We start from the raw sequence: 26,163 nt of genomic DNA on the forward strand, positions 1-26,163 counted from the left end.
GATGGCGACCTGCCCGAACGGCCACGAGTCCGCCGACGCCGACTACTGCGACGTGTGCGGCGCGCTGATCGGGGGCGTGCAGCAGACCACCGCGCCGGCCTCCGACCCGTCGGGTGCCGCGGCTGCCCCCGCACCGCCGGCCACGTCTGCGGCCGGGACCGTGTCCGGGACCGGAGCCGACCCCGGCACCGGAGCCGCGAGTGGATCCCCGGTCGGCGCCGGGCACGCCACCGCCGGCGCGGGGCCGGGAACCGCCCCGACCGGCGGCACCTCCCCGACCTGCCCCGCCTGCGACGCGCCCCGGACCGGCCGGTTCTGCGAGGAGTGCGGCTTCGACTTCACCTCAGCGGCCGTCCCGCCCCGCGTTCCGCCGACAGCCGAGCTGCCGTCCACGCCCCCCGGACAGCCCACCGGCGGCTGGAGCGTGACCGTCGTCGCCGACCGCGACTACCACCGGGCCGTGGCCGACCGCGCCGACGACGAGTCCGAGGCCGTGCCGTTTCCCGCGTACTGCCCCGAGCGGCGCTTCGCCCTCACCGGCGGCCAGCTCCTGATCGGCCGCCGGTCGCGCTCCCGGGGCATCGTGCCCGACATCGACCTGACCGGCCCCCCGGAGGACACCGGGGTGTCGCACGTGCACGCCCTGCTGGTGGCCTCCGGCGACGGCTGGGAACTGGTCGACCCGGGCTCGACGAACGGCACTCGGCTCAACGGCGCGGAGGACCCGGTGCCGGAGAACTCCCCGGTCCGGCTGGCCGACGGCGACCGGATCCACGTCGGCGCCTGGACCACGATCACGATCCACACCGCTTCCTAGATCACAACCACCCAGACATCACATTTTACGGAGGCCCGGCCCCCGCCGCGCATCGGCCGAAGCCAGGAGGGGCGATCCGGTGCCCCGGGCGGGCCACGCCCGTCCTCGCAGCGGTCCGAACAGCTCCCGGAACCACGGGCCACCTCCCCCCGCCGCGACCTGGCGTCCGCGCCACGAACCGCGCCCCCGGTACACGCCGCCGGGCCGCCCGGACGCGTCGGTAGAATCCGGCCGGTGTCCGAGACAGCCCAGCCCACGCACCCCGACCCCGCCGGCCGCCAGCTCCTGAGCCTGCGGGCCGACTGCGCGAACTGTTTCGGGCTGTGCTGCGTCGTACCGGCTTTCGCCGCCTCCGCGGACTTCGCCATCGACAAGCGCGCCGGCCAGCCCTGCCCGAACCTCCAGCAGGACTTCCGGTGCGGCATCCACACCACCCTGCGCGACCGGGGCTTCCCGGGCTGCACCGTGTACGACTGCTTCGGCGCCGGCCAGCACATCGCCCAGGTCACCTTCGGCGGCCGGGACTGGCGGGCACATCCGGACACCCGCGCGGAGATGTTCGCCGCCTTCACGGTGATGCGCCACCTGCACGAACTCCTGTGGTACCTCACCGAGTCCCTGACCCTGGCCGCGGCCAGCCCCGTGCACGCCGACCTCCGCCGGGCTCTCGCCCGCACGGAACTGCTCACCCGTGGCGACGCCGGGTCCCTGGTCGAGGTCGACGTCGACCGGCACCGCCAGGAGGTCAACGTCCTCCTGCTCCGGGTGAGCGAACTGGTCCGAGCCAAGATCCCGGGCCGTCGACTCGACCGCCGGGGCGCGGACCTGGTCGGCGCGGACCTGCGCACCACGGACCTGCGCGGCGCCCACCTGCGCGGCTCGCTCCTGATCGGCGCGGACCTGCGCGGCGCGGACCTGAGGAACGCCGACCTGATCGGCGCGGACCTCCGGGGCGCCGACCTGCGCGGCGCGGACCTGTCAGCGAGCGTCTTCCTGACCCAGTTCCAGGTGAACGCGGCCCGGGGCGACCTGTCCACGACACTCCCGGCGGCACTGACCAGGCCGCCCCACTGGCCCCGGACCCGAACCCCCGCCTCCCGGGGCACCGCGGCCACCCGGGACGCCTCCGTCACCCGGGACGCCCGCGCCAGGCGGGACACCACCGCGACGCGGGACACCTCCGCCGCCCGGAGTGGCCGCACCACCCGCACGGGTGCGGGTGCCGGGACCACCTCCACCGACCAGCCGACCCGCCCGAAGCACCCCCGCCGCTGACGCACCGGCGCGGCACCTCGACGAGCCGGGCCCTCGAGCACCCGCCCGACCCGGCGGCGCGCCCTTCTCGGCGTCGGGGACGTGCCGCCCGGCGACCGGTGCGCGTCGTCGGCGTGACCGCCGGTACCCGTCGCGTTGGCCCTGCGAAGCACGCCATTCGGCACTATCCATCAAGGACCGATGTCCGGGTACCATTTGATAGATCAACATAGGGGAGGAGTTGTCCGTGACGACTGCCAATGCCGATCTGTTCACGCCCGCTTTCCAGTCCGACCCGCACCCGGTGTACGCGAGGCTGCGCACCGACGAGCCCGTGCGCCTGGTGACGCTCCCGGGTGGGAACCAGGCCTGGCTGGTCACCCGCTACGAGGACGCCCGCCGGGCCCTGGCAGACCCGCGGCTGTGCAAGAGTGGCGTCCTCGCCCCGACCGGGCCGAACACCCTGATCGATCCGTCGGTGGTGGAGGCGATGAGCAAGCACATGCTCACCGCCGACCCGCCGGACCACACCCGGCTGCGCCGCCTGGTGTCGGCGGCGTTCACGAACCGCCGGGTCGAGCTGCTGCGGCCCCGGGTGCAGGAGATCACGGACGGGCTGCTCGACGCGATGGCCGGCCGCGACGAGCTGGACCTGATCGACGCGTTCGCGTTCCCGCTGCCCATCCAGGTGATCTGCGAGCTGCTCGGGGTGCCGGCGGAGGACCGGGAGTCGTTCCGCGAGTGGTCGGACACGATCGTCAGCGGCGTCTCGGCCGGCGAGCGGCTGCCGTGGGCGTTCGCGTCGATGCTGGAGTACCTGCGCGCGATGCTGGCCCGCAAGCGGGTCGAGCCGGCCGACGACCTGGTCTCGGCGCTGATCGCGGTGAGCGAGGAGGGCGACGCGCTCACGGAGAACGAGCTGACGTCCACGGTGTTCCTGCTGCTCATTGCCGGGCACGAGACGACCGTCAACCTGATCGGCAACGCCGCCTACGTGCTGCTGTCGCAGCGGGAGCGGTGGGCGGAGCTGCGGGCCGACCCGGAGCTGCTGCCGGGCGCGATCGAGGAGTTCCTGCGGTTCGAGAGCCCGGTGGAGACCGCGACGTTCCGGGTGGCCGTCGAGGACGTCGAGCTGGGTGGCACCACCATCCCGGCCGGGGCCGCGGTGCTGATCGGGCTGCTGTCCGGCAACCGGGACGACCGCAGATTCGCCGACCCCGACCAGTTCGACCCGGCGCGCCGGGACAACGCGCACCTGGCGTTCGGGCACGGCATCCACTACTGCCTGGGGGCGCCCCTGGCCCGGCTGGAGGCCCGGATCGCGCTCGGTTCGCTGCTGGACAGGTTCGGCGACCTGCGCCTGGCTGTCGACCCGGCCGAGGTGCTGTGGCGGCCGGGGGTCCTGATGCGCGGGCTGACCGCCCTGCCGGTCACCGGGCTTCGCTGAGTTCGACCAGGTGCCCGTCGGGGTCGCGGAGGAAGCAGCGGATCTCCGCGCCCCAGTCGTGGGGCGGGGTGAGGAACTCGACTCCCTTGCCCCGCAGCTCCTCGTACGCGGCCCGGCAGTCGGTCACGCGCAGTGTCAGCGCGTGGCCGACCCGGTCGGGCTCGGCCGGCGGCGCGAAGGTCACCCCGGGCTTGTCCGCGGTGGGGCCGCCGCCGGTGACGAGGAGCAGCCAGGTGCCGCGCAGGTCGAGGACCACGCTGGACCCGTAGCCGCGGAACACCGTGGCGCCCAGGGTGGTCGTCCACCAGTCGGCGGACCGGGCCGGATCGGTGACGACGAGGATGTGGGTGACGGCGGCGACGTCCATGGACCCGACGCTACGCGCCGGACGCCCGCGCCGCGGCCGATCGCACCCGGCCGCCCGCCACACCGGCGACCCGGTCCTGGACTTCGGTCGGCTCAGCCCGACGTCGAGCCGAGCCGGACCCCGTCGAGTTCCAGGACGAACCCCGCGCCGAACGCCGTCGCCGGCGTGTACGCCCCGGCCGCCAGTCCCGCCATCCTGGGCACGGCCCGCAGCACGGCGTCGGCCGTCAGGTCGTACGGGTTCGGGGTGACCAGAGTGTCCGACACCGTCGAGCCGTCGGGGGCGGACACCTCGCCCCACACCTCGGTCCTGGTGCTGGCCCGGGTGGCCGCCGACGGCCCGGACATCGTGGACCGCACGAGCCGGTCGGCGACGGCCCGGGCCCCCGGCAGCCGCAGCAGTCCGGGGCCGAGTCCCGCCCCGCCGGGCAGCACGGTGTACGTGGTGATGTTGGGGATGCCGGTGCTGCGGTACGCGGTGGCGAGGTCGCCCCACGGGATCGCCGACACGGTGCGCGGCCCCGAGGGCAGCGGCACGCTCCGGGTCGCGTCCGCGCCGGTGACCGGGACCAGCCGGCCGGCCACCCGTCGCCACAGCCGCCCGCCCCCGGCGAGCGCGGTGCGCGCGGTGCCGCGGCTGAAGCCGCCGCCGGCCATGAACGCCAGCTCCAGGCTGGTCGCCCCGGGCAGCCGGGCGTGCAGCATCGCGGCGAGGCAGTCGGTGGGCACGACGTCGAACCCGGCTCCGGGCAGCAGCGCCACCCCGGCGGCCACGGCCTCGTCGTGCCGGGCGAAGACGGTCTCGAACACGGCGATCTCACCGGTGATGTCCAGGTAGTGCGTGCCGGTGGCCAGGCACGCGTCGACCATCGGGGCGGCGGTGTCCTGGAACGGGCCGGCGCAGTGCGCCACGACGGCGACGTCCGCGAGGTGCCGGGCGGCGTCGGCCAGGTCGAACACGACGTGCTCCAGGCCGAGCTCTGCGGCCAGGCGCGCGACCGGCGCCGCCGAGCGGCCGGCGAGGACGGGGCGCTCGCCCCGCGCGACCGCGAGCCGGGCGACGAGTTCGCCGGTGTAGCCGTTCGCGCCGTAGACCATCCAGTTCGTCACCCCGCCAAGCTACTCGCAGGTAGCCTCCTGGGTCGAGTACCCGGCGAGGATTTCGAAATGCACGAACCATGGTCCGGGTACGCCAGCGCCAACCAGCCACCCGGACCGCGCACCCCGCCGGCTACGACACCAGCAACAGGACCACATCCGCCAGCGCCACCACGAGCACCGCCCGGAAGGCCGCGCGCGATCCGGGGGCGCGCCCGGCGTACAACCCGATGGACAGCACCACGGCGGCGGTGGCGGTCACCGCCCACCCGAACCACGTCGGCGGCCCGGGCGGCCCGAACGCCAGCACCGCCGACGCCGCGAACAGCCCCAGCGCCGCCAGCACCCGGCTCCCGGCCGCCCCGAGCCGGTGCGGCAGCCCGCGCACCCCGGTCGCCGCGTCGTCGGCGAGGTCGGGCAGCGCGTTGGCGAAGTGCGCCCCGAATCCGAGCAGCGCGCCGGCTGTCATCAGCCACCACGGCGGCGTCGCCGGCAGCGCGGACACCACGAACGCCGGCAACGCCGCGAACGACACCAGGTACGGCACGGGCGACAGGACGGTACGCTTCAGCGGCCAGTTGTACGACCACGCCGACACCAGCGCGACGGTCAGCACGACCCCGGCCCGCCACCCCGACAGCAGCGCGAGTGGCACGGTCGCGACCCCGGCGACCAGCGCGGCCACCCCGACGGTCCGCCGGGACACCTGCCCGGCCGCGACGGGCTTGTCGGTCCGGCCGACCCGGGCGTCGCGGTCCGCGTCGAGCCAGTCGTTGCCCCAGCCGACGGACAGCTGACTGGCGAGCATCGCCACGGCGACGGCCGCCACGCCGGACCACGACAGCCCGACGTTCACCGCCAACAGGGCCGTGACCAGCGTGACCGCGAGGGTGGGCTCGGGGTGGCAGGCCCTGATCAGAGGAGACACACCCGATAGTGTGGGCCTCGGGCCCGGGGCGTGCCACTCTGGACGGGTGCGTCGCCCCCCGAACGACCTCGGACTCTACGACGACCTCGCCGACGAGTGGTGGGACCCCGCCGGGGCGTTCGCCATGCTGCACTGGCTCGCCGCCGCCCGGGCCCGGCTCGTCCCGCCGGCGACCCGCTCCGGCGCGGTCCTCCTCGACCTCGGCTGTGGCGGCGGCCTGCTCGCCCCGCACGTGGCGGGCAAGGGCTACCGGCACGTCGGTGTCGACCTGGTGCCCAGCGCCCTCGGCCACGCCACCCGGCACGGCGTCGACGCGGTCCGCGCCGACGTGTCCGCGCTGCCGGTCCGTTCCGGCCGCGCCGACGTGGTCAGCGCGGGGGAGATCCTCGAACACGTCACCGACCTGGAGGCCACGGTCGCCGAGGCCTGCCGCGCGCTGCGTTCCGGCGGGCTGCTCGTCCTGGACACCCTCGCCGACACGGCGCTGTGCCGGCTGGTCGCGATCACCCTCGCCGAGCGGGTCGGCGGCGCGCCGCGCGGCGTGCACGACCCGGCGCTGCTGGTCGACCCGGCCCGGCTCGTCGCGCTGTGCGCCGAACACGGGGTCGAGCTGGAGGTGCGCGGCATCCGCCCGTCGCTGACCGGCCTCGCCCGCCGCGCCGCCGGCCACCCGGGCCCGGTGCCCATGGTCCCCACGTTCACGACGGCCGTCTTGTACCAGGGAAAGGGAGTGAAGTGGTGACCGATCTCGTCCGTACCGCCGAACGGCTGGCCCGGGGTTTCGCGCCCCGGGCGGCCCAGCACGACGCGTCCGGGGTGTTCCCTGCCGCGGACTTCGCCGACCTGCGCGCCGCCGGCCTGCTCGGCCTCATGGTGCCGGCCCGGCTGGGCGGCCTGGGCGCCGGCTTCGCCGAGTACGCGGCGGTGGCCACCGAACTGGCCAGGGGCAACGGGGCGACGGCCCTGGTGTTCAACATGCACGCCTCGGTGACCGGCGCGCTCGCGCACACCCCGGACGCCCTGGTCCGGGCCCTGGGCGCTCCGGACTCCTACTTCGAGGCCCGCGACCGGATCCTCACGGGCGCGGCGACCGGCTCGCTGTACGCGGTGGCGATGAGCGAACGTGGCGCCGGCTCGCGGCTGTCGAAGCTGACCACGTCGTACACGAGAGTGGACGGGGGTTTCCGGATCACCGGGTCGAAGACCTTCGTCTCCGGGGCCGGGCACGCCGACGCCTATCTCGTGGCCGCCCGCGACGGCGGGGAGGTGTCCCAGTTCCTGGTGCCGGCCGGCGAGGGTCTGCGGGTCGAGGAGACCTGGGACTCCCTCGGCATGCGGGCCACCGGCAGCCACGACCTGCACCTCGACGTCGTCGTCTCCGCGGACGCCCTGCTCGGCGGCCTGGAGGGCCTGGCGCTGCTCGCGGCCCAGCTGATGCCGCAGTGGCTGGTCGCCTCCTACGCGGCGGTGTACGTGGGCGTGGCCCGCGCCGCCATCGACGCCGCCGTCGCGCACCTGGTGGAGCGGAATCTGCACGAACTGCCGGCGGTGCGGGCCAGGATCGGCCGGGCCGACGCCGCCGTGGCTGCGGCGGCACTCGTCGTCACCGAGGCCGCGAGACGGGTCGACTCCGCACCGGGCGACGACGAGACCAACGTCTGGGTGTGGCGGGCCAAGCTCCTGGCGGGCACGACGGCCGCCGAGGTGGCGGCCTCGATGCTGGAGGCCGCCGGCACCTCGGCCACCCGGCGCGGCCACCCCCTGGAGCGGCTGTACCGCGACGCCCGGTGCGGTTCCCTGCAACCGGCCACCTCCGACGTGTGCGCCGACTGGCTGGGCACCGTCGCGCTCGGCGGCGATCCGAACCCGGGCCGATGGTGACCCCGACGATCGCCGGCATCGGGATCGCGCTGCCGGCGGCCAGCAGTCAGGACGCGCTCTGGCACGGCTACTTCCACCGGCACTTCAACGGCTCGGCCCTCGCCAAGCGGATCTTCGCCAACGCCGGGGTCGACCAGCGGCACACCGTGCTCAACCCGATCGGCGAGGACTTCTCGGGGGAGTCGACCGGCACCAGGATGCGCCGGTACGCCGCGGAGGTCGTGCCGCTGGGCAAGTCCGCGGTGATCGCCGCGCTGGCCGACGCCGGCGTGGAGGCGGGCGCGATCGGACTGCTGGCCGTGGCCACGTGCACCGGGTACACGACGCCCGGGCTGGACATCCTGCTCGCCAGGGACCTGGACCTCGACCCGGGGCTGCGCCGCCTGATGATCGGGCACATGGGCTGCTACGCGGCGCTGCCCGGCCTGGCGTCCGTCGCCGACTACGTGGCCGCGTCCGGCAGACCCGCCGTGCTGCTGTGCGCGGAACTGCCCAGCGTGCACGTCCAGCCGCCCACCACCGAGGTCGACCAGATCGTCTCGCACGCCCTGTTCAGCGACGGCGCGGCCGCCGTGGTGGTCACGCCGGGCGGTCGGGGGTACGCGGTCGAGGGCTTCGCAGCCCGCACCGACCCGGCGACGGCCGACCACATGACGTGGGAGGTCACCGACCACGGTTTCCGGATGGGCCTGTCGCCGAAGGTGCCCGACGTGCTGGAACTGCACATCGCGCCCCTGGTCGACGAGCTGCTCGGCGCGCACGGCCTGGGCCGGTCCGACGTGGACGGCTGGGCGCTGCACCCGGGCGGGCCGGGCATCCTCGCCGCGGCGGCCAAGGGCCTGGGCCTGCCGTCGTCGGCGCTGGACGTGTCGCGGGCGGTGCTCCGCGCACACGGCAACTGTTCCTCGGTCACCGTGCTCCTCGTTCTCGAGGCGCTCCGGTCGGCGGGCGCCTCGACGGTCCTGGCGGCGGCGTTCGGCCCGGGGCTCACCCTGTACGGCGGACTGCTCCGCAAGGTCGGCTGAGCCGGTCCGGAAACGCCGGACGGCGACGACTCGGGGGAGTCGTCGCCGTCCAGCGAGGGCCCGGCGCTGCGGGGTGAGGCGCGCGCTCAGCGACCCGCGAAGTCCCGGGCGAGGACGCCGATGTCGGCCATGTCGGTGAAAAGCCCGTCCACGCCCGCCCGGTGGAACGCGACCTGCTCGTCGATCGCCCGGCCGTACGCGTTCGGGTCGGTCCCGGTCCGGTAGTCCACCGGCAGGAACTGGTTCTCGGCCCGGAACGTGTACGGGTGCACGACCATCCCGGCCGCGTGCGCGTCGGCGACCAGCGAGGTCGGCGTGCCCAGCGTGCCGTCGGCCCTGCGCGGGATGACCAGGCTCTTGTCCGGCCCGATCCCGGAGACGAACCGGCTGAGCTCCTTGAGCCCGTCGGCGGACAGGTAGCTCGCGTACGGCCGCGGGTCCCCGAACGGGCCGCCCGCCGCCGACGCCAGGAACACCAGCCGGGCCCGGACCTTGTGCACGTCGTGCAGGTCGCGCAGGTTGTTGGCCTCGAAGGACTGCACGAACACCGGGGCGGTCGGCTTGTTCAGGTTGTTGTGCCGCAGCGCCTCGGCGAGCGGGGCCTCCAGCGCCAGACCGATCGAGCGGAAGTAGCTCGGGTGCTTGGTCTCCGGATACACGCCGATCTCGCGGCGCAGCTCCTTGCACAGCCGGTCCTGCAGGTCCAGGATCTCCTGGAACGTCGGCACCTCGAACAGGCCGTTGTAGATCGTGTTGCGCTGCCGGACGGCGGGCAGCCGCTCCACGGCGCGCAGCGTCTTGAGCTCGGCGAGCGTCAGGTCCTCGGTGAACCAGCCGGTCACGGTCACGCCGTCGATCACCTTGGTCGCCTTGCGGCCGGCGAACTCGGCCCGCGAGGCGATGTCGGTGGTGCCGGAGATCTCGTTCTCGTGCCGGGCGACCAGCACCCCGTCCTTCGTGGACACCAGGTCCGGTTCGACGAAGTCCGCGCCGAGGCGGGCGGCCAGCTCGTAGGAGGCCAGGGTGTGCTCGGGGCGGTACCCGGACGCGCCCCGGTGGCCGATCACGAGCGGGCGGTTCGAGGGCTTGCCCGGGGCGGCGAAGGCCACCTCCGAGGCGATCACGGGGGCGGCGATGGCGGCACCGGCCGCGAGCGCTCCCATGCGCAGTACCTGCCGACGGTCGGCCACAGCTCCTCCAAGGGTTGATGATCGTCCTACCTGGCCGGAGTCAACGCGTCCCGGGCGACCCGTGGCCCAATCGGGGGTGAACGCCAACCGAATACGCGCCACACTCGCCCGGGTGCCGTGCGCGTCCCGGTATTCCCTCGTTGTCCGAGTTCGTCGGGCCGGCCGGGTCGAGGACGGGGGGAGCGGTCGGTGACCCTCGGCCCGTATGCCGTCCAGCCGGCCGCGTTGCCGACGGTGCGCGCGGCCCGGGCGGGCCGGCCGGTCCAGGTGGTCGGCCGACCCGCCTGACTGTGCGTTGCGTCACACTGCATGCACGGCGGGTGAGATGAGCGTGACGCCGGTGATCAACCGGACAGAATCGCCTCGGTTTGTTGTTGTTTTGAGTTGATTACAGGCATTGCCGCGACATCGGCCCCCCTCTACGGTGAGATGACGTTTGCGAGCACCTGCTGATGTAGCTGCGAGGACACCGGCATGGCGGAGAGAAGAGGTCCCCGGGCGAGCGTCCGGCGATGGACCCTCGGAGTGGCGACCACGCTCGCGCTCGCGGTCGGCCTGACCCCGACGACGGGCTGGGCCGATCCGGCGGTGGGCGACACGGGCACCCCGGCCCCGGTCGAGCCCAACCCGGACGCCACGACCCGGAACGACACCCCGACGGGTACCGGCGACCCGGCCGCCGGGCAGTCCACGGCCCCCGGGGCGGGAACGGCCGACCACGCGGGGGAGTCAGGGGCGACGCCCCCGGCCACCGGGCAGCCAGCGGCAGCGGATCAGCCCGCGGCGGCCGACGCGCCCGCCCCCGGCCAGCCGGCGCCCACCGGCCCCGCGGCGACCCCGTCCCCGCAGACGCCGGCCGGCACCCCGAGCCGGGCCGGGGATCCCACCCCGGCCACACCCGAGCCTTCCCCGTCGCCCACGCCACCACCGGGCCCGGGCGTCCCGACCGCACCCCCCACGGCCGGGCCGCAGCCCTCCGACACACCGAGCCCCACGCCGAACGCCACCCCGAATCCGGCCCCGAGCCCGACGGCCGGGCCCGCCCCGATCCCGTCCGGAACACCGGGCCCGACGCCGTCCGGCACGCCGGGTCCGACGCCGACCCCGTCCGACACCCCGAGCCCGTCCGGGACCCCGGGCCCGGGCCCCTCCCCGACGCCGTCGGGCACCCCGGGGCCCACCCCGAGCCCCTCGGGCACGCCGACCCCGTCGTCCTCCCCGTCGCCGGGCCCGACCACCCCGAGCGAGCCCGAGCCCGCCCGGCCGAAGCCGCCGGCGCGGCCGGTGCCGCCGCTCGTGCCCGCCCAGCCGCCCCTCGCCCAGGGCACGACAGCCGCCCAGCTGGCCCTGGAGGCCGCGATCCGGGCCGCTGACGAGGCGAAGGCCGAGGCGGCCACGGCGGCCCAGACGGCGGCCACCGACGCGGCCGCCGTGACCACGGCCGAGGCGGCCGCGACGGCCAGCCGCGCTACCCGCGACCATCTGCGGACCGAGTTCAACGACGAGATCAGCCGGCTGTACCGGGGGCCGTCCTACAACGACCTGCGGCAGTTCGCGCCGGACACCTCCGTGCGCAAGAGCAGCGAGCTGGCCGGGAAACTGAAGTCGGCGGAGGAGCAGGTCACCGCCGACGAGGCGGCCCTCGTGGCGGCCAGGGGCAAGGCCCTGTTGAGCGCGGCGGCGTCGAAGGCCGCCGAGGACCGCCGGGTCGCCGCCGACGCGAAGGTCGAACTGCTGCGCGCCGAGGTCGGCCGGCGACCAGCTCCCCCGGTGGTGGTGACCGCGACGCCGTTCACCCTGTGCCTGGCGGCCGCCCCGGCGGGTTCCCGGATGGGACTCTCGCCGGCCCAGTCGGCCAACGCCGCGACGATCGTGGCCGTGGGGCGCCGGCTCGGCGTACCCGAAAAAGGCCTGGTGGTCGCTATTGCCACCGCCATGCAGGAGTCCTCGCTGCGCAACCTCGCCAACGTCGCCTATCCGGAGTCGTTGTCGATGGCCAACCAGGGCGTGGGCTACGACCACGACTCCCTCGGCCTGTTCCAGCAGCGCCCGGCCACCGGCTGGGGCACCCCGGGCGAGGTGATGACCCCGGAGTACGCGGCGGAGAAGTTCTACCGGTCCCTGCTCAAGGTCCCCGGCTGGCAGGACCTGCCGGTGACCGTGGCCGCGCAGTCCGTGCAGCGCAGCGCGTTCCCCGACGCCTACGCCCGCCACGAGGCCGCCGCCGCCCAACTCGTCGCCGGCCTCGCCGGGATCGAGTGCGCCACCGGCGCGTGGGTCGCGCCGGTCGGCGCGTCCATCACCTCCGGCTACATGCAGCCAGGCCGCCCCGACCACCACGGCGTCGACCTGGGCGCGGCCCGGGGCACCCAGATCCGGTCTGCGGCGGCCGGGGTCGTGCGCACGGCGGCGTGCGACGCCACCCAGGGCGGCCGCGACTACGGCTGCGACACCGACGGCTCGGTCGCCGTCACGGGCTGCGGCTGGTACGTCGACGTCGAGCACGCCGACGGGGTCATCACCCGCTACTGCCACATGCTCCGCCGCCCCGAGGTGACCGTGGGCGACCAGGTCGCCGCCGGCCAGGTCCTCGGCCAGGTGGGCACGAGCGGCAACAGCTCCGGGCCGCACCTGCACTTCGAGGTGCACCTCGGTGGGGGCCGCGACAACGCGTCCACCACGGACCCGGTCGGCTGGATGCGCGGCCACGGCGTACCACTGAACTGACGGTGCGGGCCCGTCGCGGGTCAACGGCGAGGCCTAGAGTGTGCCCATGATCATTCGCCGGGGGACCTCGGAGGACGTGGCGGCGCTCGCGGAGTCGCGGGACGTGGGCGCCGACCGGCTCGGCGAGTTCGCGGCGTGGATCGACGCGCACGCGGACACGCACCTTCCGTACCTGGCCGAGGTCGACGGCGAACCGGTCGGGTACGCCTGGCTGCTGGTGGCCGAGCGGGTCCCCGGCGGCGGCTCGTTCGACCGGCGGTACGGCGACGTCCAGGCGGTCTGCGTGCGCGAGGCGTACCGCGGCCGCGGCGTCGGCGGCGCCCTGATCGCGGCGATCCTGGACGAGGCGCGCACCCGTGGTCTCCTGCACGTGACCGTGCACTCCGGCCGCCGGGCGGTCGACTTCTACCTCAGGTCCGGTTTCCGCCACGACCGCCAGACACTGTACTGGGACAGCGCCGGCGGGCCGGACACCGCCACGTCGGACCGCTCGGCCCCTTAGAGCCGCCGGACGCGCAGCACGCCGGTGAGCATCGGCAGGGTGAACGCGCCGCTGGCGGTCTCCGGTCTACCCGCCAGGAAAGCCCGGATCCGGCCGAGCGCGGCCCCTCGGTCCTGTTCGGGCATGACCAGCATCCCCGAGCTCGAGGCCGGCGACCCAGCCGACCCGGTCGTCCAGGACGTTCCACAGGCCGGCCAGGACGCCCCCGGGCACGAGGACCCATCCACGCGGCCACCCTATCCGCGCCGCCGCCGGTCGGCCACCGACACGGCGCGGACACGTGTCGATGGCCGCCGACGGGCCCGCTACCCGCCGAGGAAGCCCCCCGACTGCTGGGCCCACAGCGCCGCGTAGAGGCCGTCGCGGGCCAGCAGTTCCGCGTGCGTCCCGTCCTCCACGACGCGCCCGGCGTCGAGGACCACGATCCGGTCCATCCGCGCGATGGTGGACAGCCGGTGCGCGATCGCGATCACCGTACGGCCCGCCGTCACCTCGTCGAACGTGTCGTGGATGGCCGCCTCGACCTCAGAGTCCAGCGCCGAGGTCGCCTCGTCGAGGAGGAGGATGGGCGCGTCCTTGTGCAGGGCGCGGGCGAGGACGATGCGCTGCCGTTGCCCGCCGGACAGCGTGACCCCGCGTTCCCCGACATGGGCGTGGTAGCCGGTGCGTCCGTCCTGATCGGACAGCGCGACGACGAACCCGTGCGCCGCGGCCCTGCGCGCCGCCGCGACGATGGCCGCGTCGTCCGAGGTCGGGGAGCCGATGTTGTCGCGGACGGAGCGGTGCAGCAACGCCGCCTCCTGGGTCACCACCGCGATCTGCCGGCGCAGGCTGCGCTGGGTCACCGCCGCGATGTCCTGGCCGTCGATCTCGACCGTCCCGGCCTCCGGGTCGAAGAACCTGAGCACCAGGTTGACCAGCGTGGACTTGCCGGCGCCGGACCGCCCGACCAGTCCCACCCGCTCCCCGGCGGCGATCTCGAGGCTGAGCCGGTCCAAGCCGCCGCCGTCCTTGCCGTAGTGGTGGCTGACCTCCCGGAACCGGATCGCCCCGCCCCCGACGACGAGGTCACCGGCGTCGGGCCGGTCGGCGACGGCGAGCGGCTGCGCGACGGTGGACAGCGCGCGCCCCAGGGTGCCCAGCGAGCCGAAGAGCGCCGACACGCCGTCGAGCAGCCACTCGGCCATCGCCGTGATCCGGAACGTGAGCGCCAGGGCGGCAGCGATCAGCCCGATCGGCGCCGCGCCCGCCTGCCACAGCACGATGCCGTAGCCGATCAGCCCGACCATCAGCACCCCGCTGAGCGTCACCATGCCGACGTTCATGGTGACCTCCAGCCGCTCGACCCGCAGCCGGGCGCGGCGCGCGGCGGCGAAGACCTCGCGGTCGGCGTCGGCCGGGGTGTCCAGCAGCGCGAGGGTGTCGATGTTGGCGTAGGAGTCCACCAACAGGCCGGTGAGCGCGGAGTCGGCGTCCTGCTGCCGCCCCGACGCGCGGCGGTAGCGGGGCACCACGTAGCTCATCAGGGCCGCGTAGAGCACGATCCACAGGCCCAGCGGCAGCATCAGACGCGGGTCGACGGAACCCATCAACCACACCGATCCGACGATGTACGTGAACACGTAGGTCAGCGTGTGCACGACGACGTACGTCGCGGTCATCGCTGCGGAGGCGCCCTCCCGGACCCAGGTGGCGATCCGGCCGGACAGGCCGGCGCGGAACCAGCCGACTGACTGGCGGGAGACGTGCCGGTGCGTCCGCCAGAGCACGTGCGTGAGGGCGTTGGGCCGGAATGCGAGGTCGTCCAGGCCCTCGTTCAGCAGGTGCAGCAGGGGCCGGACGAGGAGGACCAGTGCCGCGACGGCCGCCAACTCGACCCCGTGGGCGCGCCACATCCTGGTGGGGTCGGTCGTCGTGAGGGTGTCGACCAGCCGGCCGGCGTAGCCGATCAGCCAGACCTCCACGCCGGCGCCCACGACGGTCGCCAGCAGACTCGCGACCAGCACCGGGCGCAGTGGCCGGAACTGGGCCACGAGGAACGGGAGCACCCGGCGCGGCGGAGCGCTCAGGTCATCGTGGCGGAAGGGATCGACGGCGTTCTCGAAGAGACGGAACACGGACAAGCTCCAGGCAAGGGAGGGAAAGGGGGGAGACGCACGGGAACCTGCCGGAAGTCCTCATGGTCACTCCTTGCCTTGACGTGCCGGTGGCGTCGAACGAGCCGGAGCATAGCGGCGATCCGGCCCGGGACGCACCGCATTTCCGGGGCGACAGGCCGCTGCAGCCGTTCCGCCGCGATCCGGTGCACCCGTGCCGGGCCTACGCCCGCCGCGCCCGCACCCGCGCGTACCCGGCGACGGCGACCACCGTCCACACCGCCATGTGTGCCAGGGTCCACCCCGCGGCCCCGATCCACGCCCCCCGGGCGGCGTCCCGCGCGGCCGCCATCACCGGCGGCACCAGGAACGCGACCGGCGAACCGTGCCGCCCCAGGACCAGCGCCAGCGTGGCCCCGCCGACCAGCACGAGCACGCCCAGCCCGACACTGCGGGTCACGGCGCGGCTGGCCCACGCGCCGAGCGCCACGGCCGGCGGCACCGCCAACAGGTGCGTCCACACCCCGAGGAGCAGCGCGGACCCGACGCCGTCGGGCAGCGTGACGAGGCCGAGCACCATCGGCACCCCGATCAGCGCCGGCACCCAGGCCAGTCCGGCGAGCAGCGCGGCCCCCAGCCCGGCGGCGCCCTCCCTGCGGGCGCCGACCGCGATCCTGGACAGGTGTCGCTGCCTGTCGGGCTCGACGTCGAGGAGCGCCTTGGTCTGCCACGCGTGCAGGACGAACAGCGCCAGCCCCGAGGCCCCGAAGGAGTTGGCGGCCGGGGCGGCTCCGCCGCTGTAGATCAGGCCGTAGACGACGAGCGCGCCGAGGAGGGGGCCGAGGGCGACCTGGCTGCGCAGGTACCCGGCGAGCCGGTTGCGGATCAGGGTTCTCATCGCGGCCGGACCCCCAGCACCTCGTGGCCCTGCGCGCGCAGGGCGGTGACGGTGCCGGCGGCGTCGGCGGCCGGCACCTCGATCTCGATCACGCACCGGGAGGGGTCGTCGCCGTCGGGGTGCACGCCCCCGTCGCGGACCGTCCACCGCTGGGCGACGGCGAGTCGGGCGATCTCGCCCCGGTGGTCACTGACCAGCACGATCCCGCCGCCGGCCGTGACCTCGCCGACGATCAACGGCACCTCGGCCCGGGCCACGGCGTCCAGGCCCTCCCAGGGCTCGTCGAGGACGAGCAACTCCGGCGGCACGAGCAGGGCCTGGGCGAGCCCGACCTTCTGCGCGGACCCTTTGGACAGCCGGCCGAGCCGGACGTCGAGGAACGGGCCGAGGTGCAGCCGCTCGGCCCAGTGCGCGACGGCCCGGTCGGCGCCGGCGGCGGTGAGCCCCCGGATCCGCCCGGCGCCGGCGAGGTACTCCCGCGCCGTGAACGGCTGGGCGGCCGGGAAACGCTCCGGGACCCAGCCGACGACGGCCGGCCGGTCGGTGACCCTGCCCGTGTCGGGGCGGAGCACACCGGCGCACACGTTGAGGAGGGTGGACTTGCCGGCGCCATTGCGGCCGAGGACCACGACGGCCTCACCGGGGTGGGCGGCGACCGACACGCGATCGAGGATCCAGGGCCCGGACCGCGCGTAGCGGACGCGGACGTCGTCGAGCAGCATCCGCCCGACAGTACCCGCGCGTGGGCCGTCCCGACGCCCCCGGCCGCCGCGTCAGTCCAGCACCACCCGCAACGCCAGCCGGGTACTCGTCTGCGCGACCCCCGCCGTGTCCTTCAACGCCCGGATCAGGGCGTCCAGTGTGGCCGTGTCGGGCACCCGGGCCCGGATCAGGTAGTCGCTGTCCCCGGTGACGTGGATGACCTCCGTGATCCCGGGCAGCCGCACCACGGCGTGCTCGAACCGCTCGGCGGTCGTCTCGGGCCGCAGCCGGGCGTCGATGAGGATCGCCAGCGCGGAGTCGGTGACGGCGGAGCGGTCGACCAGGGTGGTGAAGCCCCGGATCACCCCGGTGCGGCGCATCTTGCGCACCCGGTCGGCGACGGCGTTGGCGCTGCGGCCCACCCGCCGGCCCAGGTCTTGGTAGGAGATCCGCGCATTCTCCTGCAAAGCGTCGAGGATCTCGCGGTCTGTGGCGTCCACACCGCGATTATCGCAGGATCCGTCGATTTCCGGGAGCGCCCCCTCGGCGGGCCGGCCGATAGTGGGACCCATGGACGCGTGGTGGTCGATGGCGGCGGCGGGCGGGGCCGCCGGGTTGGGTGTGGCGGTGCCGCTCGGCGGCGTCGGGGTGCTCCTCCTCCAGGAGGGGATGCTCGGCTGGCGGCGGGGCCTGGCGGCGGCGAGTGCCGTGGCCTGCGTGGACGGGGCGTTCACCGCCGGGGCGGTGCTGGCCGGCTCGGCGGTGAGCGCGCTCCTGGCCGGGCACGAGCGGCCGGTCCGGTGGGCGGCGGCCCTGGTCCTGGCGGCCGTGGCGGTGCGCGGCCTGCTGGGGCTGCGCCGACCGGTCGGCCCACCGTCCACCGCGCCGCCGGCCGCGCGGATCTTCCTGCGGTTCGTGGGCCTCACCGCCGTCAACCCCACCACGATGGTGTACTTCGCGGCCCTCGCCGCGGCCCTGCCCGGCCGGATCGGCGGCGGCGGGCCGCTCGGCGTGTTCGTGGCCGGGGTGCTGGTGGCCTCCCTGGCCTGGCAGGTGACCCTCGCCGCGGTCGGCGCGACCGTGGGCGCGCGCCTGGGCACGGGGGCGCGGCGCTGGACCCACGTCCTCGGCAACGCCCTCGTCCTCGGCTACGCCGTCCTGCTGGTGCTGCCGACGTGAGCCGGGCCCCCGAAGACGGGAGGCCCGGCAGATCACAATCCTTTTCCGGGTACGCCCCCGGCACCGCCGGTCCCGGGGCACCCGGCCCTAGAAGGTCAGGTTCCAGGCGTCGATCTTCCCGGTGTCCTGGCTCGCGACGTCCTGCACCCGCAGCTTCCAGGTGCCGTTGGCGACCTCGGAGCTGGCGTTGACGGTGTAGGTCTTGGCCACGTTCGCCGTGCTGTCGGAGTTCACGAAGTCCTCCAGCAGGTACACGCTGCCGTCGGGGGCCACCAGGGACACGATCAGGTCACCGCGGTAGGTGTGCTTGATGTCCACGCCGACCTTCAGCGTGGTCGGGGCGTTGCCCGTGACCCCGCTGACCACGATCGAGGACTCCACCGTGGTGTTGTCCGGGATCGCCACGTCGGTGAGGTTCTCGAAGTACTTCCCGGGGGCCGGCACGACGGCCAGCAGCGTTGCCGTCGCGTCGGCGAGCCCCGAGCCGCACCCGCCGGTGCAGGTACCCGGCAGCGCCCTGGCGTTGTTCTTGATCGCCGTCTCGATCTGGGCCGGGGTCAGGGTCGTCTTCGCCGCGATCAGCGCGACGAGGCCGGCGACGTGCGGGGCGGCCATGCTCGTGCCCATGTAGGTCTTGTAGCTCTCCGCGCCCGGCGTGGTCAGGCCACCGTTGAGCGTGGAGTAGATGCCGTCGGCCGGGGTGGTGCGGCTGCCCGGCGCGTCGGTCTCCAGGCGCACCTCGCCACCGGGGGCCGTGATGTCGATCTTCGCGCCGAAGTTCGAGTAGAACGCCCGGTTGCCGGCCCGGTCACTGGCCGCCACGGTGATCACGTTGTTGCAGTTGGCCGGGTTGAAGCCGGACACGTCGACATTGGAGTTGCCGGCGGCCACCACCACGGTCGTGCCGCGCGCGACGGCGGCGTTGATCGCGTTCTGGTACGTCACCGAGCACGCCCCGGACCCGCCCAGGCTCATGTTGATCACCTTGGCCGGGGTCGGGTTCGCCGGGACGCCGGCCACCGTGCCGCCCGACGCCCAGGTGATCGCGTCGGCGATGTCGGAGGTCGCGCCCCCGCACTTGCCCAGCACCCGCACCGGCTGCACCTTCGCGTTGTACGCGATCCCTGCGATCCCCTTCGCGTTGTTCGTCACGGCCGCGATAGTGCCCGCCACGTGCGTACCGTGCCAGGAGGAGTCCTCCGGCTTGCTCGGCACCGGGTTGCCGTTGGCGTCCGTGCCGCACTCGCCGGCCGTCGCCACCCAGTCACCCTCGTCCGCCGGGTTGTTGTCCCGACCGTTGCCGTCGCGGGCCGCCGAGGAACTGGTGATGAAGTCGTACCCGGCCACGATGTTGCCGGCCACGTCCGAGTGCGCCACGTACCCGGTGTCGATCACGGCCACGGTCACGCCCGCGCCGGTCGAGGTCGCCCACGCGCCGGGCACGTTCATGCCGGCTGTGGCCTCGAACAGGTCCCACTGCTGCGCGTAGTCCGTGTCGGTCGGATCCGCGAGCGGGTGCATCATCTGGTCGGCCTCGACGTAGTCCACGTCCGGGTCGGCCTTGTACGCGGCGATCACGGCCGCGGCGTCCCGCGCGTCCTTCGACCCGAGTCCGACGACGACACCGCCGGTGGCCAGCCGCCGCTCGGCGCTCAGCGCCCGGCCGTGCGCCTTGGCCGTGGCGTCCTTGGCGGCGCTCGCCAGGTCCCGGGCCTTCGCCGACCCGGGCTTGTACCCGACGATGATGGACGCGACCGGCTGGCCGCCCGCCGCCACCGGGGCCGGCGGGTCGGCGGCCGCCGGCAGCGCCGTGGCCAGACCCGCGCCGGCGAGCAGCAGCACGCCCAGCGCGGCACCCGACAGGGTGCTGCGTCGTGAAAGAGCCATGGAGGGGTTCCTTTCCGGGGAAAGGCAGGACCCGCCGTCACGCGCACGAGAAGGTGATGGCGGTCACTGCGTGCGCAGAGAGTGACAGCCGGAAGGTCAAGGGCACCTGTCGCGAGACTTAAAAATGCCTGAACGCGACGCGCAGCGTATTAACAAACCTAACTATCCGTAACCCGAGGCACCCGTCCCTGGCCGGTCCCGGACCACTGTCAGGCCGCGTCGGACAGGAACTCCCGCTGGGCGGCGCGCAGACGGTCCACGTCCCGGTCGGCCCCCGGCGGACTGAGTCGCCCCAACTCTGCCCACGCCCGCGCCAACTCCCGCCGCACCGCCGCCACCTCGGCGCCGTGCTGCCGACGCAGGTCGGCGCGCAGCGCCTCGCACCGCCGCGCCCAGCCGGCGGAACTCGCAGCGGCCCGCTCCTCGACGACCCGGACCCGATCCTCCGCGACCCTGACCCGCTCGTCCGCCGCACGCCCGGCGCCCGCCAGACGGCTCTCCAGGGCGGCGGCCCGCTGGTCGGCGGTCCCGGTGTCCCTGGCGGCGCGCGCCATCCCCACCGGCACCAGCGCGGCGAGCGGCTGGTTGGTCCGGTCGTCCACGATCACGGTGACCTGCCCGGCGGCGCGGGCCAGCGCGGCCAGGTGCGGTAGTCGCATCCGGACATCCCTGAGCGGCAGGGCCCGGCCGACCTCGTCGGCCCCGGTGGCGCGTGCTGCGATCTCAGCCATGCGCCCACCCTGACATCAGGGTCTGACAATTTCCCCGCCAGAAGTCCCGCCCGACGTCGCCGGCGCCGGGAGCCGTCACGGCCGGACGGCGGCCTCCCGGCCGGGTCTCACAGCGCCCCGACGTCCAGCCTGCTGATCCGGCCGTCCGTCAGCTGGAAGTGCCAGAACGTCGGCATGTCCCACTGGTCGGAGTGGAACGTCCCGGTCAGGTGCCGCCCGCCGCCCTCCTGTCGGTCCACGTGCAGCCTGCCGTGCGACCGGAAGATCTCCCGTTCCGCCCACGTGGCCAGCGACTGCGGCTGGCCGTCGTCGGTGAGCTCCGCCCCGGGCGCGAACGCCGCGAGGAACGCCTCCCGGTCGCCGTCCACCATCGCCTCGACCACGCCGCGTACCACCGGATCGGTCAGTCTGTCGAGATCCATCGCCTACCCCCGGGCCAGTGTGCTTTCCCCGATTGTGGGGGATCGCCCGACCCCGGGCCCCCGGAACGAAACGAAACGATGATCGGCCCGGTCGGCGGTACCAGAAAAAGGGGGACCCGGGCCCCGCACCGCCCCTACCCTGCGGGTATGACTGACACCACCACCCACGTCTGGCCGGGTCTGCGCTACGTGGACGCGCCGGCGGCGCTGGACTTCCTCGTCAGGGCGTTCGGCTTCGTGGAGACCGCCCGCTACCCGGGCGGGGAGCCGAACTCCGTCGGGCACGCCGAACTGCGCTGGCCGGCGGGCGGCGGGATCATGCTCGGCTCGCCGCGCACCGACAGCGTGCTGCGCGACCTGCCCGCCGGGACCGGCTCCGTCTACATCGTGTCCGACGACGTCGACGCCCTGTTCGCCCGGGCGGTGGCCGCCGGGGCGACCGTGGTCCGGGGCCTGGCCGACGAGGAGTACGGTTCCCGGGGCTTCACCGTCCGTGACCCCGAAGGTGTTTACTGGAGTTTCGGCACCTATCGGGGGGAATGACCGTCCAGGCCGTGGAGCACGCGCTCCGTGGCCGGCTAGAGTCTGGGGTGACCGGCCGACGGACGCGGGGAGGGCTCATGGCGCAGGTGCACGGTGCTGTTCCGTGGCGTCCGTTCACGCTGGCCAACGCCATCACCGTTCTGCGGCTCCTCGGCGTCCCGGTGTTCCTGTGGCTGCTCCTCGGCCCGGACCGGCACGACATCGCCGCCGTCGTGGTCCTGGCGGTCGGTGGCACGACCGACTGGCTCGACGGGTACGTGGCCCGGCGGATGGGCCAGGTCAGCCGCCTCGGTCAGCTCCTCGACCCGGTGGCCGACCGGCTCTACATCCTCGCCACCCTGATCGCGCTCACGGTCCGTGACGTCGTGCCGTGGCCCTTCACGGCGGCGCTGCTGGCCCGCGAGGTCGTCCTCGGCCTCGGCCAGCTCGCGATCCGCCGGTACGGCTACCCGCCGCTGCCCGTGCACTACGTCGGCAAGACCGCCACGTTCGTGCTGCTGATGGCGTTCCCAACCCTGCTGCTGGCCGCCGCGACCACGGGCACGACCCACACCTGGGCGTACGCGGCCGGGTGGGCCACCGCCCTGTGGGGCCTCGCGTTGTACTGGCTGGCCGCGGCCTTCTACTTCTGGCAGATCGCCGGCCTGATCCGCGACGCCCGGTCGGAGGCGCGCGCGTGACGGCGCCCCGTGCCGGCGACGGCCCGGCGGACCGCGACGCCGGCGGCCCGCCCCGCGACGCGACGGGCCAGGCGCCCCGCGACGCGCTCCCGGGTCAGCAGTTCGGCGGCGACCTGCTCACCGAGATCTTCAACAACTCCATGGACCCGGGGTACGCCGCGGCGGCGAAGAAGGGCCGCGGCCACACCCCGCTCGGCGTGGCCGGCCGGGTGCTGGCCCTGGCGGCGATCGGTTTCCTGTTCGCCGTGGCGTACCTGAAGGTGGTCGCGGACAGCCCGGCGACCACCCAGGCCCGGGAGAAGCTCGTCTCCGACATCCGCCGCGACCAGACCACCGCCGACAAGCTGGAGTCCGACGCGGAGAAACTGCGCGACGAGGTGTCGGGCATGCGCGACCAGGCGGTCCGCGAGGCCGGCGGCGACGCCAAGCACCTCCGCGACCTCGAGGCGGTCACCGGCCTCGGCCGGGTGCGCGGCGACGGCATCGTGGTCACCGTGGGTGACGCCGAGAGCGCGAAGGACCCGGTGACCGGCAAGCCGAAGGCCGAGAACAGCGACGGCAAGATCTACGACCGCGACCTGCAGAAGATCGTCAACGCGCTCTGGTACGCCGGGGCGGAGGCCGTGACCATCAACAACCAGCGGATCTCCGGCAAGACGACGATCCGGGCCGCCGGCGGGGCGATTCTGGTGGACTTCCGGCCGGTCGACGGTCCCTACCGGATCGCGGCGATCGGGCCGGACGCGATGCGCAAGACGTTCGAGAACACGCCGGTCGCCAAGCAGTTCCGGGCTCTGGCCAGCAGGTACGGGCTGTCGTTCGGGGTGAGGGACTCCAGCAAGATGACCTTCGCCGCCGCCGGGGACCCCCAGCTGCGCCTGGCTGAGCCGGTGCCGTCGCCGAGCCCGAGTCCCAGTACTTCCCCCAGTACGACGCCGTCCGGAGGTGGCCGTTGATCGCGGTGCTCGCCCTGATCGCCGGAGTGGCGCTGGGACTGATCCTGAAGCCGACCGTCCCCGTCGAGCTCCAGCCGTATCTGCCCATCGCCGTGGTGGCCGCGCTCGACGCCCTGTTCGGCGGGCTGCGGGCCAAGCTGAGCAAGATGTTCGACGACCGGCAGTTCATCATCTCGTTCGTGTCGAACGTGCTGGTGGCGGGCCTGATCGTGTTCCTCGGCGACCAGTTGGGCGTGGGCGGGCAGCTCGCCACCGGGGTGGTGGTCGTCCTCGGGGTGCGCATCTTCAGCAACGTGGCAGCCATCCGCCGACACTTCTTCAAGGCCTGACCGTGAGCGACGACGAGCCCCGCCCCGACGAGGAGCCCACCGCGGCCCCGGACGACACCGCCCCCGTCCCCGCCTCCGACGAGGAGACGGTCGTGCTGGCGTCCCCGGTCGTACCCGTCGAGGCGTCCGCGGCCGGGCCCGCGACGGCGGCCGAACCGCCCGCCGAACCAGCCTCCGACGACAAGCCCGACGGCCCCGGCCGCACCCAGATCAGCCGCCGGCTCTCCGGCGCCCTGATCGCGCTCCTGCTCGCCGTGGTCGGCTTCGCCGTCGTCATCCAGGTCCGCAGCAACGCCACCGACGAGGGCCTGACCAGCGCCCGGCAGGAGGACCTGGTCCGGATCCTCGGCGACCTCGACTCCCGCCAGGAGCGGTTGCGCACGGAGCTGTCCGCCCTGGAGGAGAGCAAACGCCAGCTGACCTCCGGCGCCCAGAACAAGGAGGCCGCGCTGGCCGCCGCCCGGGCCCGCGCGGACGAGCTGGGCATCCTGGCCGGCACGCTGCCGGCCCAGGGCCCGGGTCTGGACATCCGGGTGACCGTCGGCAGCAAGGCCATCCCGGCGGCCACCGTCCTCGACGCGATCGAGGAGCTGCGCGGCGCCGGAGCCGAGGCGATGCAGATCTCGGGCGCCAACGGGGCCTCGGTGCGCATCACGGCGTCGACGTACTTCATGGACGATGGCGGCCGGCTCAACGTCGACGGGTCGAAACTGGACGCCCCGTACGCGATCCTCGTGATCGGCGACCCACAGACGATGCGAGCCGCGCTCAACATCCCGGGCGGGGTCGTCGACACCGTCAAGCGGGCTGACGGTAACGTCGTGGTCTACGAGCCCGGTGTGGTGCGGGTGACCGCGCTGCGGCAGGTCAGCACGCCCCAGTACGCTCGACCTGTCTCATGATCGAGAGGAACGCACGGTGATTCCCGAGGACCTTCGCTACACGGCCGAGCACGAGTGGGTGCGCGCGGACGGGGACACCTTCCGGGTGGGCATCACCCATTTCGCGCAGGACGCGCTGGGCGACATCGTCTACGTGGACCTGAAGGACGCCGGCGAGGAGCTGGCCGCCGGCGACTCCGCCGGCGAGGTCGAGTCGACGAAAAGCGTGTCGGAGATTTATGCTCCGGTGTCCGGTACGGTGACGGCTCGCAACGCGGCACTCGCGGACGCGCCCGACCTGATCAACACTGACCCGTACGGCGACGGTTGGCTGCTCGAGATCAGGCCGACCGACCCGTCTGTGCTGGACTCCCTGCTCGACGCCGCGGCGTACCGCGCGCTGACCGAGCAGTCCTGACCGTAGGTAGACGTCGGCGGGGCCCCAGCCCCGCCTGGCCAGATCCGTGAGGTGGTCCGATGACACGTTCCGATGACGAGTACCCCCCGCTCGATGTGACGTCGACCCTGAATCTCGGCGCGATAGACGACGCGCTGGCCTCAGATGACGAGGTGATGCCCGCCAGGGTCTCCGGCTCGCTGCCCCCGGGCACGGCGCTGCTGGTGGTCCGGCGCGGCCCGAACGCCGGTGCCCGGTTCCTGCTCGACCACGACGTCACGACGAGTGGCCGGCACCCCGACAGCGACATCTTCCTCGACGACGTGACGGTGTCGCGTCGGCACGCGGAGTTCCAGCGCGAGGGCGGCTACTTCACCGTCCGCGACGTGGGCAGCCTCAACGGCACCTACGTCAACCGCGAGCGCGTCGAGGCCGTGACGCTGAGCAACGGCGACGAGGTCCAGGTCGGCAAGTTCCGGCTGGTCTTCATCGCTGGTCCGCGCCCGGACGAGGAGGTCGGCGGGGCGTGACGAAGTCCGGGAGCGCCGCGGCGGCGGACCTCGGCGCTCAGGGTCTGATGAGCATCGGCGAAGTTCTGGCCCAGCTGCGCGCGGACTTCCCGGACATCACGATCTCCAAGCTCCGGTTCCTGGAGACGGAGGGCCTGGTCGAGCCGTGCCGGACGGCCTCCGGTTACCGGAAGTACTCGTGGGGGGACCTGGTCCGGCTGCGCTTCATCCTGACGGCGCAGCGCGACCAGTACCTCCCGCTGAAGGTGATCCGCGAGCAGCTCGACGCCGGCGCGCACGAGATGACCCTGCGGCTGGTGACGGCCGACGAGCGGGCCGGCGTCGAGCAGCTGCTCACCCGGGCCGAGCTGCTGGTGCGCACCGGGCTGGATGAGGAGTGGCTGCGCGGCGTCGAGCAGTACGGCCTGCTGGCCGCGCGCTCGGACGGCCGGTACGACCCGGAGGCCGTCGAGGTCGCCACGGTCGTCGCCCAGCTGGGCGAGCACGGCCTGGAGCCCCGGCACCTGCGCGCCTTCCGGGGCGCGGCCGACCGGGAGGTGGGCCTGTTGGAGCAGGTGGTGGCCCCGATGGCCCGGCAGCGCAGTCCGGAGGCCCGGGCGCGCGCTGCGGAGACGTTGCGGGAGTTGGCGGCCCTGGCGCTGCGGCTGCACGCGGCCCTGTTGCAGGCGGGACTGCGGGGGAGCGCGGGCGGGTAGCC

At 74.2% G+C, this 26,163-nt stretch carries 29 protein-coding genes and 1 pseudogene; 17 read left to right on the forward strand and 13 right to left on the reverse strand.

The annotated features are described in order from the left end of the window. Position 1 precedes the first annotated feature (1 nt). From IW245_RS07185 to IW245_RS07195, 3 genes and pseudogenes are all read left to right on the forward strand, one after another. Positions 2-817, forward strand: coding sequence for an FHA domain-containing protein (locus IW245_RS07185; RefSeq protein WP_197002406.1), 816 nt, complete (start codon positions 2-4; stop codon positions 815-817). A 285-nt stretch (positions 818-1,102) separates the two neighbouring features. After that, a pseudogene (locus IW245_RS07190) lies at positions 1,103-1,918 on the forward strand (pentapeptide repeat-containing protein); the annotation flags it as partial. A gap of 400 nt (positions 1,919-2,318) precedes the next feature. Then, the gene (locus IW245_RS07195; RefSeq protein ID WP_233472559.1) at positions 2,319-3,518 is read left to right on the forward strand and encodes a cytochrome P450 family protein; all 1,200 of its coding nucleotides are present in this window, start codon (positions 2,319-2,321) and stop codon (positions 3,516-3,518) included. On the opposite strand, the gene IW245_RS07200 is transcribed toward IW245_RS07195, so the two are convergent. The 3 genes from IW245_RS07200 to IW245_RS07210 form a co-directional block, all read right to left on the reverse strand. Further along, positions 3,502-3,885, reverse strand: a complete 384-nt coding sequence (locus tag IW245_RS07200) for a VOC family protein (protein ID WP_197002407.1) — start codon at positions 3,883-3,885, stop codon at positions 3,502-3,504. The two genes, IW245_RS07195 and IW245_RS07200, sit on opposite strands and share 17 nt — an antisense overlap. A gap of 92 nt (positions 3,886-3,977) precedes the next feature. After that, positions 3,978-4,994 (reverse strand): saccharopine dehydrogenase family protein, encoded by a 1,017-nt coding sequence (locus tag IW245_RS07205; RefSeq protein ID WP_233472557.1) that lies wholly within the window; start codon positions 4,992-4,994, stop codon positions 3,978-3,980. Between the two features lie 121 nt (positions 4,995-5,115). Further along, positions 5,116-5,910, reverse strand: coding sequence for a UbiA family prenyltransferase (locus tag IW245_RS07210; protein ID WP_233472550.1), 795 nt, complete (start codon positions 5,908-5,910; stop codon positions 5,116-5,118). A gap of 46 nt (positions 5,911-5,956) precedes the next feature. Between IW245_RS07210 and IW245_RS07215 the strand changes: the two genes are divergently transcribed. From IW245_RS07215 to IW245_RS07225, 3 genes are read left to right on the forward strand one after another with little or no spacing between them, the layout of a single operon-like run. Next, entirely contained in the window at positions 5,957-6,652 is a 696-nt protein-coding gene (locus IW245_RS07215; RefSeq protein WP_372445101.1) for a class I SAM-dependent methyltransferase, read from the forward strand. Then, positions 6,649-7,791: an acyl-CoA dehydrogenase family protein gene (locus IW245_RS07220; protein ID WP_197002408.1), complete on the forward strand. Its 1,143-nt coding sequence runs from the start codon at positions 6,649-6,651 to the stop codon at positions 7,789-7,791. The genes IW245_RS07215 and IW245_RS07220 overlap by 4 nt, the downstream gene beginning before the upstream one ends. Then, complete coding sequence (locus IW245_RS07225; protein WP_197002409.1) at positions 7,785-8,816, forward strand: type III polyketide synthase; 1,032 nt, start codon at positions 7,785-7,787, stop codon at positions 8,814-8,816. Before IW245_RS07220 ends, IW245_RS07225 begins: the two co-directional genes overlap by 7 nt. A gap of 86 nt (positions 8,817-8,902) precedes the next feature. Here IW245_RS07225 and IW245_RS07230 read toward each other — a convergent pair whose 3' ends face one another. Together IW245_RS07230 and IW245_RS07235 are read right to left on the reverse strand one after the other, a co-directional pair. Then, the gene (locus IW245_RS07230; RefSeq protein WP_233472548.1) at positions 8,903-10,006 is read right to left on the reverse strand and encodes a glycerophosphodiester phosphodiesterase; all 1,104 of its coding nucleotides are present in this window, start codon (positions 10,004-10,006) and stop codon (positions 8,903-8,905) included. A 773-nt stretch (positions 10,007-10,779) separates the two neighbouring features. After that, entirely contained in the window at positions 10,780-11,334 is a 555-nt protein-coding gene (locus IW245_RS07235) for a hypothetical protein (protein ID WP_197002410.1), read from the reverse strand. On the opposite strand from IW245_RS07235, the gene IW245_RS07240 reads away from it, so the two are divergent. Both IW245_RS07240 and IW245_RS07245 read left to right on the forward strand, forming a co-directional pair. Beyond that, positions 11,303-12,733, forward strand: coding sequence for a M23 family metallopeptidase (locus IW245_RS07240; protein WP_233472547.1), 1,431 nt, complete (start codon positions 11,303-11,305; stop codon positions 12,731-12,733). The genes IW245_RS07235 and IW245_RS07240 overlap by 32 nt on opposite strands. Before the next feature lie 46 nt (positions 12,734-12,779). Next, positions 12,780-13,235: a GNAT family N-acetyltransferase gene (locus IW245_RS07245; protein WP_197002411.1), complete on the forward strand. Its 456-nt coding sequence runs from the start codon at positions 12,780-12,782 to the stop codon at positions 13,233-13,235. On the opposite strand, the gene IW245_RS41520 is transcribed toward IW245_RS07245, so the two are convergent. From IW245_RS41520 to IW245_RS07270, 5 genes are all read right to left on the reverse strand, one after another. Further along, on the reverse strand, positions 13,232-13,360 hold the full coding sequence (locus IW245_RS41520) for a hypothetical protein (protein WP_267919885.1): 129 nt from the start codon (positions 13,358-13,360) through the stop codon (positions 13,232-13,234). The genes IW245_RS07245 and IW245_RS41520 overlap by 4 nt on opposite strands. Before the next feature lie 180 nt (positions 13,361-13,540). Then, on the reverse strand, positions 13,541-15,352 hold the full coding sequence (locus tag IW245_RS07255) for an ABC transporter ATP-binding protein (protein ID WP_197002412.1): 1,812 nt from the start codon (positions 15,350-15,352) through the stop codon (positions 13,541-13,543). Between the two features lie 202 nt (positions 15,353-15,554). After that, positions 15,555-16,229 carry a hypothetical protein gene (locus IW245_RS07260; RefSeq protein WP_197002413.1) on the reverse strand — a complete coding sequence of 225 codons (675 nt, stop codon included), beginning with the start codon at positions 16,227-16,229 and terminating at the stop codon, positions 15,555-15,557. Continuing rightward, positions 16,226-16,951 (reverse strand): ATP-binding cassette domain-containing protein, encoded by a 726-nt coding sequence (locus IW245_RS07265; RefSeq protein WP_197002414.1) that lies wholly within the window; start codon positions 16,949-16,951, stop codon positions 16,226-16,228. The genes IW245_RS07260 and IW245_RS07265 overlap by 4 nt, the downstream gene beginning before the upstream one ends. A gap of 51 nt (positions 16,952-17,002) precedes the next feature. Then, on the reverse strand, positions 17,003-17,431 hold the full coding sequence (locus IW245_RS07270) for an Lrp/AsnC family transcriptional regulator (RefSeq protein WP_197002415.1): 429 nt from the start codon (positions 17,429-17,431) through the stop codon (positions 17,003-17,005). 70 nt (positions 17,432-17,501) lie between these two features. On the opposite strand from IW245_RS07270, the gene IW245_RS07275 reads away from it, so the two are divergent. Next, positions 17,502-18,110 carry a LysE family transporter gene (locus tag IW245_RS07275; RefSeq protein ID WP_197002416.1) on the forward strand — a complete coding sequence of 203 codons (609 nt, stop codon included), beginning with the start codon at positions 17,502-17,504 and terminating at the stop codon, positions 18,108-18,110. Positions 18,111-18,197: 87 nt separating this feature from the next. Here the strand turns inward: IW245_RS07275 and IW245_RS07280 are convergent, their stop codons facing one another. The 3 genes from IW245_RS07280 to IW245_RS07290 all read right to left on the reverse strand — a co-directional run bounded on the left by IW245_RS07280 (position 18,198) and on the right by IW245_RS07290 (position 21,150). Then, complete coding sequence (locus tag IW245_RS07280) at positions 18,198-19,997, reverse strand: S8 family serine peptidase (RefSeq protein WP_197002417.1); 1,800 nt, start codon at positions 19,995-19,997, stop codon at positions 18,198-18,200. Positions 19,998-20,206: 209 nt separating this feature from the next. After that, positions 20,207-20,728 carry a hypothetical protein gene (locus tag IW245_RS07285; protein WP_197002418.1) on the reverse strand — a complete coding sequence of 174 codons (522 nt, stop codon included), beginning with the start codon at positions 20,726-20,728 and terminating at the stop codon, positions 20,207-20,209. A 107-nt stretch (positions 20,729-20,835) separates the two neighbouring features. Next, the gene (locus IW245_RS07290; protein ID WP_197002419.1) at positions 20,836-21,150 is read right to left on the reverse strand and encodes a nuclear transport factor 2 family protein; all 315 of its coding nucleotides are present in this window, start codon (positions 21,148-21,150) and stop codon (positions 20,836-20,838) included. Positions 21,151-21,297: 147 nt separating this feature from the next. On the opposite strand from IW245_RS07290, the gene IW245_RS07295 reads away from it, so the two are divergent. The 8 genes from IW245_RS07295 (at position 21,298) to ftsR (ending at position 26,161) form a co-directional block, all read left to right on the forward strand. Continuing rightward, positions 21,298-21,693 carry a VOC family protein gene (locus IW245_RS07295; RefSeq protein WP_197002420.1) on the forward strand — a complete coding sequence of 132 codons (396 nt, stop codon included), beginning with the start codon at positions 21,298-21,300 and terminating at the stop codon, positions 21,691-21,693. Between the two features lie 77 nt (positions 21,694-21,770). Beyond that, entirely contained in the window at positions 21,771-22,373 is a 603-nt protein-coding gene (gene clsA, locus IW245_RS07300; RefSeq protein WP_197002421.1) for a cardiolipin synthase ClsA, read from the forward strand. Then, entirely contained in the window at positions 22,370-23,329 is a 960-nt protein-coding gene (locus IW245_RS07305) for a DUF881 domain-containing protein (protein ID WP_233472546.1), read from the forward strand. Before clsA ends, IW245_RS07305 begins: the two co-directional genes overlap by 4 nt. Beyond that, a complete protein-coding gene (locus tag IW245_RS07310; protein WP_197002422.1) occupies positions 23,326-23,658 on the forward strand; it encodes a small basic family protein in 333 nt (110 codons plus the stop codon). The genes IW245_RS07305 and IW245_RS07310 overlap by 4 nt, the downstream gene beginning before the upstream one ends. A gap of 2 nt (positions 23,659-23,660) precedes the next feature. Beyond that, entirely contained in the window at positions 23,661-24,560 is a 900-nt protein-coding gene (locus tag IW245_RS07315; RefSeq protein ID WP_233472545.1) for a DUF881 domain-containing protein, read from the forward strand. A gap of 16 nt (positions 24,561-24,576) precedes the next feature. After that, complete coding sequence (gene gcvH, locus IW245_RS07320; protein WP_197002423.1) at positions 24,577-24,957, forward strand: glycine cleavage system protein GcvH; 381 nt, start codon at positions 24,577-24,579, stop codon at positions 24,955-24,957. 59 nt (positions 24,958-25,016) lie between these two features. Next, entirely contained in the window at positions 25,017-25,466 is a 450-nt protein-coding gene (odhI, locus tag IW245_RS07325) for an oxoglutarate dehydrogenase inhibitor Odhl (RefSeq protein WP_197002424.1), read from the forward strand. A 47-nt stretch (positions 25,467-25,513) separates the two neighbouring features. After that, positions 25,514-26,161: a transcriptional regulator FtsR gene (ftsR, locus tag IW245_RS07330; RefSeq protein WP_197008379.1), complete on the forward strand. Its 648-nt coding sequence runs from the start codon at positions 25,514-25,516 to the stop codon at positions 26,159-26,161. Positions 26,162-26,163: the final 2 nt, after the last annotated feature.

Source organism: Longispora fulva, assembly GCF_015751905.1.
Lineage (GTDB): Bacteria > Actinomycetota > Actinomycetes > Mycobacteriales > Micromonosporaceae > Longispora > Longispora fulva.

Bases quoted from the DNA above. Each gene is read 5' to 3' on its own strand.
- IW245_RS07185 (WP_197002406.1), top strand. From the start codon at position 2: ATGGCGACCTGCCCGAACGGCCACGAGTCCGCCGACGCCGACTACTGC.
- IW245_RS07200 (WP_197002407.1), bottom strand. From the start codon at position 3,885: ATGGACGTCGCCGCCGTCACCCACATCCTCGTCGTCACCGATCCGGCC.
- IW245_RS07225 (WP_197002409.1), top strand. From the start codon at position 7,785: ATGGTGACCCCGACGATCGCCGGCATCGGGATCGCGCTGCCGGCGGCC.
- IW245_RS07245 (WP_197002411.1), top strand. From the start codon at position 12,780: ATGATCATTCGCCGGGGGACCTCGGAGGACGTGGCGGCGCTCGCGGAG.
- IW245_RS41520 (WP_267919885.1), bottom strand. From the start codon at position 13,360: ATGCCCGAACAGGACCGAGGGGCCGCGCTCGGCCGGATCCGGGCTTTC.
- IW245_RS07260 (WP_197002413.1), bottom strand. From the start codon at position 16,229: ATGAGAACCCTGATCCGCAACCGGCTCGCCGGGTACCTGCGCAGCCAG.
- IW245_RS07265 (WP_197002414.1), bottom strand. From the start codon at position 16,951: ATGCTGCTCGACGACGTCCGCGTCCGCTACGCGCGGTCCGGGCCCTGG.
- IW245_RS07275 (WP_197002416.1), top strand. From the start codon at position 17,502: ATGGACGCGTGGTGGTCGATGGCGGCGGCGGGCGGGGCCGCCGGGTTG.
- IW245_RS07280 (WP_197002417.1), bottom strand. From the start codon at position 19,997: ATGGCTCTTTCACGACGCAGCACCCTGTCGGGTGCCGCGCTGGGCGTG.
- IW245_RS07285 (WP_197002418.1), bottom strand. From the start codon at position 20,728: ATGGCTGAGATCGCAGCACGCGCCACCGGGGCCGACGAGGTCGGCCGG.
- IW245_RS07290 (WP_197002419.1), bottom strand. From the start codon at position 21,150: ATGGATCTCGACAGACTGACCGATCCGGTGGTACGCGGCGTGGTCGAG.
- IW245_RS07295 (WP_197002420.1), top strand. From the start codon at position 21,298: ATGACTGACACCACCACCCACGTCTGGCCGGGTCTGCGCTACGTGGAC.
- clsA (WP_197002421.1), top strand. From the start codon at position 21,771: ATGGCGCAGGTGCACGGTGCTGTTCCGTGGCGTCCGTTCACGCTGGCC.
- odhI (WP_197002424.1), top strand. From the start codon at position 25,017: ATGACACGTTCCGATGACGAGTACCCCCCGCTCGATGTGACGTCGACC.
- ftsR (WP_197008379.1), top strand. From the start codon at position 25,514: ATGAGCATCGGCGAAGTTCTGGCCCAGCTGCGCGCGGACTTCCCGGAC.